This window comes from Leptothoe sp. EHU-05/26/07-4 (assembly GCF_043421015.1).
Lineage (GTDB): Bacteria > Cyanobacteriota > Cyanobacteriia > Phormidesmidales > Phormidesmidaceae > Leptothoe > Leptothoe turfae.
The window spans coordinates 574,276-586,193 of record NZ_JAXSQV010000004.1 but is presented as its reverse complement, the minus strand read 5'-3'; the positions used below and the strand labels follow the sequence as shown (position 1 = coordinate 586,193).

Genomic DNA, 11,918 nt, shown 5'->3' with positions numbered 1-11,918 from the left:
TGCACGAAACCCAACACACCAACCACCATCGCCACCAACATAACACCCAACATTTTTTATACAATCACCATTTGGAATTATCGGCTATGTTGGGTTTCGCAAGATTGAGATTCTGGCATAAAGCGTTTATTTTGGCGGCTCAACCGCAACCTACGATTTCGGATATCGTTGGCTTCGTTGGGTTTCGCAAGATTGAGATTCCGGTATAAAGCGTTCATTCTGGCAACTCAACCGCAACCTACGATTTCGGATATCGTTGGCTTCGTCGGGTTTCGCAAGATTGAGATTCCGGTATAAAGCGTTTATCCAACACGATCACCATTTGACGGAACACCGTAGGTTGCGGTTGAGGCACGAAACCCAACACTTCCAACCGCCACCAACACAACACCCAACATTTTTTATACAATCACCATTTGGAATTATCGGCTTCGTTGGGTTTCGCAAGATTGAGATTCCGGCATAAAACGTTTATTCTGGTGGCTCAACCGCAACCTACGATTGTGGATATCTTTGGTATCGCTTGGTATCGTTGGGTTTCGTGGGTTTGAATCTGTTTATAGATTTGACAAGCACTCACCCAAGAAGTTTTAATGAATTAAATTCTGGGAAAACTACAAAGGAGTCAAAGAGGGTAGAGCCCGCACAAACCTTTCTTTGGCAATGCATCTTACCGAAAATCTAGTTCCCTACACATTCTTTAGCGACACGAAAAGATATTGAACGGTAAAGACTTTACCCTCAATCAAACCATTATCCGGGCCATACCCTACTCAGAGGTAAGTGGTCTATATGGTCGCAACCCATAATCTGGATTTCGGGGTATTAATTGTTACCGCGTTTCAGGCGGTGCACTAAATCAGACAGCTCTAACCGACATTATTGTTGTGCTTCCGACAGCGCTTAGACCTGTCGGAATTTCCCTGCGCCAAAATCATCTGCAACCATTATTAAACTCGCTATGGCCACTATCACTGTCACCTCTACAGCAGACCGAGGAGCAGGATCACTTAGAAGCGCGATCGCAAAAGCCAAAAAAGGCGATACTATCCAGTTCGCCAAAAAACTCTCACAGAAAACCATTAGTTTGACCAGTGGACAACTCTCACTCGATAAATCAGTCACAATTGATGGCAAAAAGGCACCTGGCTTAACCATCAGCGGCAATAACTCTAGCCGTGTGTTCCTAGTGGAACGAAATCAGAAAGCTACCTTTAAGAACCTAACCATCGCCAATGGCAAAACCAAAGGTGGCGGTGGCGGCATCCTCACACGCCACGAAAGTACCCTGAACCTATTCAATGTGGCCCTCAGAAACAATACCTCAGCCTTAGGTGGTGGCATTCGTGTCGGGCATCTTGCCAAGGCAAACATCATCAACAGTCGCTTTACAGGCAATGATGGTACCCTCACCAACAAGTATGCAGGTTTTAGTGCTGGGGCCATTTCCCATGACGAATCGCGGGCTCACTTAATCGTCAAAGGAAGCACCTTCGCAAATAATCGCGGCTTTAATGGTGGAGCCATTTACGGTCGCTCCACCGTTGCCTTTCGGGTTGAAAACTCTGTCTTTCGCAATAACGTTGCTGTCAACAGAGGTGGCGGTGGAGCAATTTTCACAGATGGGGTTAGTTCCATCGGGTATTCCGGTCCTGGCAATAAAGGCACCATTGTCATCCGAGGCAGTCGCTTTGAAGGCAATCAAGCACAAGGGATGGGCGGTGCACTCTTCCTCTGGGGCTATGGCAAAGATAAAGCCATCATCAAAGACACCGTCATCATCGATAACAAAGTGACTTTCAATGCCAAAGGGGATGCCAAAGGGGGAGCTATCTGGGCCAAAATAGGTCTAAACCTGGAGAATGTAACCTTGGCCAACAACACCGCCACCCAACAAGGAGGTGCCCTATGGCTGGAGTCCAATTTACCCGCCAATATCGTCAATAGCACTTTCTCAGGCAATCGAGTGTTTAAGGATGCTGGCGGAGCCATGTTCCTGAACAATCGCTCTACACCTGTCAACATCACCAATTCAACCATTGCTTATAACTCGGCAGGTCGGGCCAATGGAGCCCTCTGGTATGCCAGAAACCATGCAGTAACCTTAAAGAACTCCATCATTGCCTTTAATACGGCTGACAAAGATAAACGTCAGAATCAAGTGGGTTTTCAGGCCATTGATGGGGGCGGCAATGTTGAATTTTCTAGCGATCGCAAGTCCATGCGGGTGCTAAAAAACAGCCTGGTTGCAGATCCCAAGCTAGCCCCCTTGAAACAACGCAACGGTGCCCTAATCCATCCGCTGCGCTCCGGTAGCCCCGCCATTGATGGAGGTAGTCGAGCCGGTGCGATCGCAGGCAACCAACGTGGCATACAACAAAATAATCGCGCCAATATTAGTGCATTTGAAGGCACCTTTTCGACGTCTCCCAAAGCCCGAATAGAATCTATTGGCGAATACGGCAATCTCACGCTCAACCATAGATGGAAAACGGTTTCCCTAGATGACACCTACAAAAACCCAGTTGTCCTTGTTTCTGACCCCACAGTCAATGATTCAGACCCAGTCGCTATACGTCTCCGCAATGTGGGCAAACAATCCTTCCAAATCAGGCTCCAGGAACCCAACTACAGCGACGGCATCCATAAAAATGAGTCCCTCTCCTATCTCGTCATGGAGGCTGGCGATTGGACCCTTAACGATGGCACTCGCATCTCAGCTGGCACTTACAACTCCAACCGTTTGACCTCCCAAGGCTTTGATACCAGGAAGCTACAGGGCTTCGACAAAACTCCCACAATCTTGTCCCAGGTACAAACCACCAACGGTGGCGATTGGGTGACCACCCGTGTCAAACAACAATCTTCCCAAGGTTTCCAACTGGCAATGCAAGAAGAAGAAGCCTTAAATCAGGGAGGACATGCCACTGAAACCTTAGGTTGGCTGGCCATTGAGCAGGGCACAGCAAGTGATGGTGACACACTATTACACGGGGGAACCACCAGCCGCAGCTACGATCACAATCGTTCTCAGGTCAACTTCAAGGCAGGGTTTGATACGGCACCTTCACTGATCGCTAAACTGGGGTCATTCTACGGTGCAGACACCGCCAACATCCGAATTGACGATATCACCCGTCAGAGCTTTGGTGTCGGTGTCTACGAAGAGAAGTCCCTCAATAGTGAGCTCAACCACACCCCCGAATCCATCTCCTTCCTAGCGTTGGAAGGTCAGTCAGGCATCTTAAGTGGAATGGCCGTGTAATGGCCGCGCCATAACTATTCCGCCATACCCCGACAGATCCTCGGTTTCTAGAATTGGCCTGGGCCTAATGGAAACCGGGGATTTATGCAGGAAGCTTATTTTAGCGCCAACGGCAACTGAAACACCCCCGCCTGATCATAGGTATCCTTATAAACCTGCTTCACCGCCGCCCAGGGCACCCGCCCATAAATGTGGGGATACAACTCCGTTCCACCCGACGTATTCTCCACACGAATCTCACAATCCATCGCTGCCGGGTCAATCCTAAACAACACCAGCCCCTGCTGCCCTGCATAGTGCCGACGGCTCACCCCCATGACCTGGTGCAAAAACGAACAGTGAATAAAGCCTTCCTCTGCTAAATCAGCTGACTCAAACCATCCCTGCGCCGCGGCCATCTGCACATCAGCCGCTGGCGCAATGCGATACAGCATTTCCATCGCCTTATCCTCCCTCTCAAAATTTTTTAGTACAATTGTCTCAGTTCACATTACTCCCCATGTGTGGTCGCTACACCCAAACCCACTCCGGCGCAGACTTAGCTGAGGCCTTTCAACTCACCACAGAGCCGGAACCACCACCGCGCTATAACATCGCTCCATCTCAACCTGTCTCAGCGATCATTGCCGGTCCTGACTATCGCATCTTCCAATGGGGTCTGGTTCCTTCATGGGCTAAAGATTACAAAATCGGCTATCGGCTGATCAATGCTAGATCTGAAACCGCCGCCGAGAAGCCCTCATTTCGCGCAGCCTTCAAACGTCGGCGCTGTCTGATTCCAGCCGATGGTTTTTACGAATGGCAGCGCACGGCTAGCAATAAAAAGAAGCAGCCTTTTTATATTCACCTGAGAGAACGGCCTATATTTGCTTTTGCTGGCCTGTGGGAGCAATGGGAAAGCGGCGATGGCAGTTACCTGGAAACCTGTACAATTCTCACCACGACACCGAATGAACTGATGGAGCCTATCCATAATCGGATGCCAGTGATTATTCCTAACGCAGACTATGACCGTTGGCTAACGGGAACACCAGCCCAAGTACAGGGATTAATGCAACCCTACAATGCCAACGACATGGAGGCTTATCCAGTCAGCACATTGGTCAATAGCCCCCGCAATGAGTTAGCTGATTGTATCGCGCCCCTTGAAGTTTAAGGACATTTCTAGGAAAGAAACTACCAGTTATCAAGGCCCCCAAACCCGCAATTCTGGGGGCTTTGAATCTTTTCCCCCAGAATTAGGGGCTAAGGGGGCCTCCAGCTGGTGTGGCCTTCTTGAGAAAACACCTAAGTTCGTACAGCAGAATCCATTACTGTGATCAGATGGACAGTACCCTTAAACTGAAAATCGTTATAGATGAATTTCGTTTTTTAAATCACCAAGTCGGGCTATCATGTGCTGCGTGTGTTCAGCTGGTGATCAAGCGAGTTCCTGACAAAACCAATGACTGCAAAACGAACACAGCGGTTTTTATCCCTCTTTGCCAGTGTGATAATTGGCGTGTCGTTTTTAGTGCCCATAGCTCTGGGGCAAACTCAAAACAGTGCGCCATTGGAACAGTTACAACAGCAACAGAAAAAAAATGAACAACAGCAGCAAGATTTAGAAAGAGAACAAAACCGGCTAAGGAATCTAGAAAACGAAGCAGCTCAACAGCTAGAAGGCCTACAGGACAGTATTACCATTACTGATCTCAAAATTGAAGAAACGGAGTTTCAAATCACCCAAGCCCAAGAGCGGCTAAAGCGTCTAGAAAATACGCTGACCATGGCCCAGAACGAATATGAAACGGTCAGAATCGGCGCGGTACAGCGATTGCAGTTTATGCAAAGACAGAAGGATGCCGAAGGCTGGGCTGTATTGCTTAAAAGTGAAAACCTAAACGAGTTTTTAGAGCGACGCTATCGGCTTGGTAAGATTTACCAGGCAGACCGCGATTTTATGGCGGAACTTCAAGAAAAAGCTGATTTTATCGTCCGGCAGCAGCAAGGGGTGGAAGCTCAGAAGAATTCTATTGCCCTATTACGTCAACAGCTGCTCGCCCGACGGGATCAATACGAGGCTCAAGCAGATCAGCAAACTCAGCTGATCACCAGGCTTAAGGATAATCGCAGTGCGCTAGAAGCGGCTCAGGCTCAGTTAGCGCGAGATTCTGAAAGTTTGGCTAATTTAATTCGCCAGCGCATTGCCGCAGCCAATGGCAGCGTACTGGGCACAGGCCAGATGAGCATTCCCACCTCAGGCGTTATCACCAGTCGTTTTGGCTCACGAATACACCCTGTGCTGGGATATCGTCGCTTTCATGCTGGTGTGGACTTCGGTGCGCCCTATGGCACCCGCATTACCGCCGCTGACTCAGGCAAGGTCATTTTTTCGGGTTGGTACGGTGGCTATGGTAATTCGGTGATTATTGATCACGGTGGTGGGCTGACCACCCTCTATGCCCATGCCAGTCGATTAAATGTTCGTGAGGGCCAAGCGGTGGTAAAAGGGCAATCTATAGCAGCAATAGGTTCCACTGGTCTTTCAACTGGGCCACATTTACACTTTGAAGTGCGTCGTAATGGTAATCCGGTAGATCCCATGGGATTCTTGTAGAACTAGATTACAAGCGCACAGACATCTTTTGCGACAGTACTCGTTACCAGATTTACAGTCACAGTCATTATGCCGATGCAAGCACTCACCAACTTGGGCTGGATAAACCATGGCTGATATCTATACTCGAATCAGCCGACTAGTTGCCCCAGTCATTATTGGATGCTTTATTTCTATTCCAGTTGCTCTAGCAGAACCCACGATTAATGAACAAATAGAGTCTGAGTTTGAACTTGAACCAGGCACAGTGGATAGTAGCCCCGTCCTACAGGAGTGGTTGCAGGGAACTCCGGATGTGCTTAGCAATATCCGCAATCAGCCCAGCTTTCCCTCAAGGCTACAGCTAAGCTACGCGCTATTTCCATCTAGCCAAGATGAGCGTGGTTTATCCATCGGAGTCGAAGATGTCTTTGTCGGGGATTTACCGCTGACGGTAAATGCTGATTATGTAGCTAATTTTGATGGTGGGGATATGGACCGAGAAGCCTACGGGGCACACCTGCGTTATTACGTATTGCCCTTAGGTGGCTATGTGAATGTGGCTCCCATTTTGGGCTATCGCCATGTGGAGGCGGTGGACTATAGCGAAAGTGGTGTGCAGGTAGGGTTTCAGGTAAAGGTGGTGCCATCGCGGGGGGGCGGTGCTGATTTTGCCTATACCCAGACCTGGGTGAGTCCTACGGAAAATGATTCGGTGATGATTACTCAGTTGGAGTTTGGCTATGGCCTGACGGAGCGATTACGGCTGGCAACGGATGTGGAGTGGCAGTTTGCGCCGGGGGCGACGGATAGTCGACTAGGTATTGGGATGGAATGGATGTTGTAGGGGCGTTCTATGGAACGCCCCTACGATAATTTGGAGGATAGTTTGGCGGCAAGCAGGGCGGCCTGGGTGCGATCGCGAACGCCCAAACGCCCTAAAAGCCTAGTCACATGGTTTTTCACCGTCCCTTCTGACAAAAATAACGCTTCGGCAATTTCCCGATTATTGGCCCCGGTGCCAATCAGGCGCAGCACATCTTTTTCGCGAGGCGTCAGCTCATCAAATCCTTCAGGCACATCTACTGGAGGGTCCTGCTGTCCGGCTAATATTTTTTCTAAAATGCCGGGACCAAACTGACTGTAGCCCTTAGCCACGGTACGAATGGCCTGGGCGAGTTCTTCAGACGGGGTATCTTTAAGCAAATAACCCCTGGCACCGACGGCCATGGCCTGGGCAATTAGGTCGTCATCGTCAAAGGTGGTAAGCACTAGAACCTGAATTGATGGATAGCGGGATGCGATCGCATCCGTTGCCGCCACCCCATCCATCACCGGCATGCGCATATCCATCAGCACCACTGCCGGCAGCTGAGCCGTTGACTCCAGCTGCCCCAGCACGGTTAATGCTGTCTCACCATTATCGGCATCGCCAACAATCACAATGTCGTCTTCTAAATCTAATAAAGTCTTTAACCCTTGGCGAATAATCTGCTGATCATCCACCAGCATCACAGGAATGGCATGAGGTTGATAATCTTGTTGCGTCATTGTTGTATTGCTATAAGTATCTATCGTTTAGGGCAACCACAAGGGATGCCCCTAGCTCGGAATAACTAAACGAATTTCGCACCCCTCCCCCGGTCGACTATTGAATGTAAGTCGACCACCCATGGCCTGGGCTCGCTCTCGCATCCCCTGTAAGCCAAAGCCTGTCGATGTTTGACTAAGGTCAAAACCACGACCATTGTCGCGCAATAAAAGTCTCGTACCAGACTCATCAGTGATCAATGTGAATTCTACTGCCGTTGCTTCAGCATGTTTCACAATGTTAGTAATGCCCTCTTGGGCAATGCGATAAAGGGCCATACTGGTTGCTTCAGGCAATGGCTGCAATAGCTGAATATTGATATTAGGGATAATGCCAGCACTGGTGCGTAGGGTGTCAATCAGTACATTTAACTTTGTATGCAGAGACTCTTTTAACTGGCCATCATCCCGCAATGTTGCCACAGACTGGCGGACATCCTGCAAAGCAACAGAGCCCAGCCGTTTTGCCTCAGTTAAAAGAGTTTTTGATTTTTGAGGATCTCGTTGAGAGAGTTTCAGAGCCCCTTCTAACTGAATATTAAGAGCCGTTAACGAATGACCTAACGAATCATGAATCTCACGAGCAATCCGGCTACGTTCTTGAACGGTTGCTAGCTGTTTCACCTGTGATGCAGAGCGCTTTAACTCTTTATTCGCCTTCTGTAAACGAGTTTGAATCGTTCTCTCATTGAGCAATGCATTCACCAACAACAATGTAAATACGAGAGAAAGGCCAAAGAACACAATCAGGTTCATTTGGAGACTACCAACTAAATGTTGTCGAATATGCCGAGGGATTTGCCCGTCAAATCCTCTGAATCTCAGGCTGAGTGTGGTCATAAATAACAAAAACGAGAGGGCCGTCACGGCAATCCGACCCATGACCCCCACCATTAAGCAACTACGAATGACCAGAACCAAATAAACAAACGGGAAAAGCCTAGCCCCTCGCAGCATCAGCCCTGATGTGACTAAAATCAATGCCACTTGCAGGGCAATATGGCCAAATCGCAGCCAAAAGCCTCTGGTGGGCAAATAGAGGCCCAAAAAGCCAAATAACAACAGGCAACCCACCGTGACCAATGGCCACTGCGTAAACATACGCACAGGCACATTCGGTAAGCTACGACGAGCCATATCCCGCAGCGGTGGTGCTGTCAGGATCCCCATGATCGACACCGCCAGCAAGCCCCACTCTAGATAGAGTAAAAATCGAAACGGATGATTTTGGAACTGGATGGCTCGGTTCATAGACAAAAATCCTTTCAAGATACACACCGGGATGGTGGTTATTGCTTACCTTACATCCCTACCCCTTTCCCAACCCTACCCAAAATTTCAAGCTTATACAGGTACTTTATTGGACCAGTGACTAAAGTCATCACTTCTCCCATGACTTCGGTCCTTCCTTACGGATGACTCTCGCTAGCAGCCATCAAAGATCTCCCTTGGCTAAGATGAGGCCATCAACAAGCAAACAAAACCTATGAAATTTCCAACCATCAAACAATGCTGTGGCGGGGCCCTGATGTTGACCGCTTTAGTAGCCAGCCCAGCTATTCTCAAAGCCAGTAACGCCAATGCGTTCTCCCCAAATATGGCAGAAGGGCTGAATCTTACGTCTGAACAGCAGGCTGAACTAAACGCCATTAAAGATAACGCCCGCACTCAGATTGAAGCTATCTTGACTGAGGACCAGGTGGCGGAACTGGACGGGCAAACGGGTCGCGATCGCAGACAGGCCATGCGCAGTATCAATCTCAGTGAAGAGCAACGGACCCAGCTCCAGGCCATTCGTGAAGAATCCCGAGCATCTGCTGATGAGGTTTTTACAGATGAGCAACAGGCTCAGCTCCAGGCCATGCGAGCTAACCGCATAGAGGGTCGTAAAAACCGCCGTGAAGAGTTTGCAGAAGAACTGAATCTCACCACTGAGCAGCGGGCTGAACTTGATGCCATTAAGGAAGATGCTCGCACCCGAGTGGAAGCAATTCTGACGGAGGAGCAACTGGCAGCACTGGAGGGTAAAACCGGTCGCGAGCGGGGACAGGCGATGCGCAGCTTCGATCTTAGCGAAGACCAACGAGCAGAGCTGCAGGTCATTCGTGAAGAATCCCGAGTCGCAGCCGATGCTGTGTTGACCAATGAGCAAAAGGCGCAATTGCAGGAAATACTAACCAATCGCGGCAATCGTCGCCCTCGCTAGTTATTCCAGGGTGCATCAGCATACAAATCAATAAGGGAAACACCTCAACCAGGAACGCTTTATGTTCCTGGTTTTTTCTTGTTTTTTTTGGGTATCATCTGCCGAAATGCCATCGGGATTGCTTGAATAGAACTACTATGGATAATTCTAAAAACCTGGTTTCAATTCAAATTGGTAGTCTAGTGTTACTGTCAGGAGCCCCTGGAGCAGGCAAGTCCACAGCATGTCAGCACCTGCCATCGGCATTAATCCTATCCAGTGACGCGCTGCGGCAAACTTTTTTTGGCACCGCTAAAACACTGGTGGATGGGCAGGTGGCCGACCGTCCCTTAGCCACCGACGACCGACTGATTTTTTCCACCCTGGAAAGCGTCGTTCGAGCGCGGCTAAAGGCGGGGCTAACCACCATTGTGGACGCCACATTGATTAGTGATAAAGAACGTAAACCCCTGGCCACAATTGCCGAAGAACTGGGCGTACCTGTGCAGGTGGTGATTTTTAATCCACCGTTGGAGCGGGTACAGCAGCAGAATAAGCAACGACGCTGTAGGGTGCCAGAGCAGGTGGTGGCTAAGTTTTGCGATCGCATCCAAACCAACTCCCAATGGCCCTTCATCCTGACCGAAGGCGACATCACATTGTCAGTGGAAATCCCTACAATTCCAGACACTATCAAGCTAGATGCCATTGGTGATATCCACGGATTGGCCAACACCCTCCAGACCATGCTCCACAAGCTGGGGTATGACGAGAATCTAATCCATCCTGAAGGGCGCAAACTTTGTTTTTTAGGAGATTTGGTAGACCGTGGACCTCAGTCCTTAGAAGTCCTGGATATTGTTATGCAGGCAGTGAGTCAGGGCCACTATTGTGTGCGGGGTAACCACGACAACAACCTGGCCCGAGGATTACGCGGCGATACCATCAAAAGCAAATCTACGCGGGGAACGCTGCACAAAGCCATGCAGCGTGACCAAGATTACCAGGCTCGGATCCGAGAGTTTATCCAATCCCTACCCTCGTTCTATCGATACCGCGATTATGTGCTGTGCCACGGTGATATTGAATGGTTTGATCCGGTGTTACAACCCGCCCACGATCGAGTGTATGGCCGCTGCCGTCTAGGCGAAAATCACGACACCGATGGTGTTTTTCGCAAGACCAGTCATTTAACCGTCGTTCGCGGTCACATTCCCCTCACCTCAGCAGGCGAACGCACCTACTCCTTAGAAAAAGGAGCCGGATTTGGTGGCCCCTTAGCCGCCATGCGTTTACCCGAGCAAGAACAACTAGACGTCCCCTGCGAGTTTGACTACAGCAAATGCCCACCCAGCTTTGCCAAACAGATGGAGGCACTTGTGCCGAAAAAGCTAGTCAAGCGAGTCAATGAAGGTTGGCTCACCCTATATAAGTACAGCTCCAAAGCCTTTTTCACCCCCTCAGCCTGGGACGACTATCCCGAGCTAAAACTGGCCCGTGGCATAGTGGTCGGGCTGGATGGCAATCCCGTCAGTCAACCCTTTCCACGCACATTTAACTATCTAGAACGAGACACCACTCTACCCCATGAAACCGACGTGATTGCCGTCGAAAAACTCAATGGCTTTTTAGTCACCACATTTTTGCATCCCTACGATCCCCATCAGGTTGTTGTGACCTGTTCTGGATCGTTTCAAGGAGATTATGTAGAATACGCCAAGTCACTGCTTTACAAAGATGGCCTCTATGGTCGCGTTTTAGCCTGGCTCAAGGCTAATCGGCACACCACCTTGCTATGGGAAGCGATTCATCCAGAAGACCCCCATATTATTCAGTATGGACCAGACGATTATGGCCTTCACTTGATTGGGGGTGGAATTTTAGGCCATGGATTTATGGGTGAAAAAGAGTTGGATGCGATCGCAACCACGCTGCAAACACCACGCCCCACCTGGTTTCTCTGTAGCTTTGGCGACGCCATTTCCAAATCCCACCACGTTGAACACGAAGGCTTTATGATCCGCCTCGCCAGCGACGGCAGCTTCGCCTTGAAATTAAAGAGTCCCTATTACCTGCGCACCAAATTCTTAGCCAGGATGACACCCAAAAAGTCTAAATTTATGTATGCCCAACCCAAGCGCTTTAAACATGAACTAGACGAAGCCTTCTGGCCGTTAGTCGATGCCGTCACCAGTCAAGTTACCCAAGAAACCTGGCTCAACTGGACCGATGTTGAACGTCGCGATTTTGTCCAAAGCTGGATGAACGAAGTATACAAGTAGTAGAAGTGTCACCAAGCC

The 11,918-nt window shown here is 49.5% G+C and carries 10 protein-coding genes; 7 read left to right on the top strand and 3 right to left on the bottom strand.

Annotated features, from left to right (window positions below):
- The first annotated feature begins 86 nt into the window (after positions 1 to 86).
- Both U2F10_RS15595 and U2F10_RS15590 read left to right on the top strand, forming a co-directional pair.
- Positions 87 to 209 carry a hypothetical protein gene (locus U2F10_RS15595; protein ID WP_499872655.1) on the top strand — a complete coding sequence of 41 codons (123 nt, stop codon included), beginning with the start codon at positions 87 to 89 and terminating at the stop codon, positions 207 to 209.
- 752 nt (positions 210 to 961) lie between these two features.
- A complete protein-coding gene (locus U2F10_RS15590) occupies positions 962 to 3,265 on the top strand; it encodes a choice-of-anchor Q domain-containing protein (RefSeq protein ID WP_499872653.1) in 2,304 nt (767 codons plus the stop codon).
- A 95-nt stretch (positions 3,266 to 3,360) separates the two neighbouring features.
- On the opposite strand, the gene U2F10_RS15585 is transcribed toward U2F10_RS15590, so the two are convergent.
- Positions 3,361 to 3,705 (bottom strand): DUF952 domain-containing protein, encoded by a 345-nt coding sequence (locus U2F10_RS15585; protein ID WP_163670359.1) that lies wholly within the window; start codon positions 3,703 to 3,705, stop codon positions 3,361 to 3,363.
- Between the two features lie 59 nt (positions 3,706 to 3,764).
- Between U2F10_RS15585 and U2F10_RS15580 the strand changes: the two genes are divergently transcribed.
- The 3 genes from U2F10_RS15580 (at position 3,765) to U2F10_RS15570 (ending at position 6,690) form a co-directional block, all read left to right on the top strand.
- Positions 3,765 to 4,421, top strand: a complete 657-nt coding sequence (locus U2F10_RS15580) for an SOS response-associated peptidase (RefSeq protein ID WP_163703718.1) — start codon at positions 3,765 to 3,767, stop codon at positions 4,419 to 4,421.
- A gap of 288 nt (positions 4,422 to 4,709) precedes the next feature.
- Positions 4,710 to 5,864 carry a murein hydrolase activator EnvC family protein gene (locus U2F10_RS15575; RefSeq protein WP_163670357.1) on the top strand — a complete coding sequence of 385 codons (1,155 nt, stop codon included), beginning with the start codon at positions 4,710 to 4,712 and terminating at the stop codon, positions 5,862 to 5,864.
- A gap of 109 nt (positions 5,865 to 5,973) precedes the next feature.
- On the top strand, positions 5,974 to 6,690 hold the full coding sequence (locus tag U2F10_RS15570; RefSeq protein ID WP_163670356.1) for a hypothetical protein: 717 nt from the start codon (positions 5,974 to 5,976) through the stop codon (positions 6,688 to 6,690).
- A gap of 20 nt (positions 6,691 to 6,710) precedes the next feature.
- Here U2F10_RS15570 and U2F10_RS15565 read toward each other — a convergent pair whose 3' ends face one another.
- On the bottom strand, positions 6,711 to 7,394 hold the full coding sequence (locus tag U2F10_RS15565) for a response regulator (protein ID WP_499061704.1): 684 nt from the start codon (positions 7,392 to 7,394) through the stop codon (positions 6,711 to 6,713).
- 51 nt (positions 7,395 to 7,445) lie between these two features.
- Positions 7,446 to 8,684, bottom strand: a complete 1,239-nt coding sequence (locus tag U2F10_RS15560; RefSeq protein ID WP_163670352.1) for a sensor histidine kinase — start codon at positions 8,682 to 8,684, stop codon at positions 7,446 to 7,448.
- A 235-nt stretch (positions 8,685 to 8,919) separates the two neighbouring features.
- Between U2F10_RS15560 and U2F10_RS15555 the strand changes: the two genes are divergently transcribed.
- Together U2F10_RS15555 and U2F10_RS15550 are read left to right on the top strand one after the other, a co-directional pair.
- Positions 8,920 to 9,639: a Spy/CpxP family protein refolding chaperone gene (locus U2F10_RS15555; protein ID WP_499872651.1), complete on the top strand. Its 720-nt coding sequence runs from the start codon at positions 8,920 to 8,922 to the stop codon at positions 9,637 to 9,639.
- Between the two features lie 137 nt (positions 9,640 to 9,776).
- Positions 9,777 to 11,900, top strand: coding sequence for an AAA family ATPase (locus U2F10_RS15550; RefSeq protein WP_499872649.1), 2,124 nt, complete (start codon positions 9,777 to 9,779; stop codon positions 11,898 to 11,900).
- Positions 11,901 to 11,918 lie beyond the last annotated feature (18 nt).

Coding starts and splice junctions, on each gene's coding strand:
- U2F10_RS15595 (WP_499872655.1), top strand. CDS start 87: ATGTTGGGTTTCGCAAGATTGAGATTCTGGCATAAAGCGTTTATTTTG.
- U2F10_RS15590 (WP_499872653.1), top strand. CDS start 962: ATGGCCACTATCACTGTCACCTCTACAGCAGACCGAGGAGCAGGATCA.
- U2F10_RS15585 (WP_163670359.1), bottom strand. CDS start 3,705: ATGGAAATGCTGTATCGCATTGCGCCAGCGGCTGATGTGCAGATGGCC.
- U2F10_RS15580 (WP_163703718.1), top strand. CDS start 3,765: ATGTGTGGTCGCTACACCCAAACCCACTCCGGCGCAGACTTAGCTGAG.
- U2F10_RS15575 (WP_163670357.1), top strand. CDS start 4,710: ATGACTGCAAAACGAACACAGCGGTTTTTATCCCTCTTTGCCAGTGTG.
- U2F10_RS15570 (WP_163670356.1), top strand. CDS start 5,974: ATGGCTGATATCTATACTCGAATCAGCCGACTAGTTGCCCCAGTCATT.
- U2F10_RS15565 (WP_499061704.1), bottom strand. CDS start 7,394: ATGACGCAACAAGATTATCAACCTCATGCCATTCCTGTGATGCTGGTG.
- U2F10_RS15560 (WP_163670352.1), bottom strand. CDS start 8,684: ATGAACCGAGCCATCCAGTTCCAAAATCATCCGTTTCGATTTTTACTC.
- U2F10_RS15555 (WP_499872651.1), top strand. CDS start 8,920: ATGAAATTTCCAACCATCAAACAATGCTGTGGCGGGGCCCTGATGTTG.
- U2F10_RS15550 (WP_499872649.1), top strand. CDS start 9,777: ATGGATAATTCTAAAAACCTGGTTTCAATTCAAATTGGTAGTCTAGTG.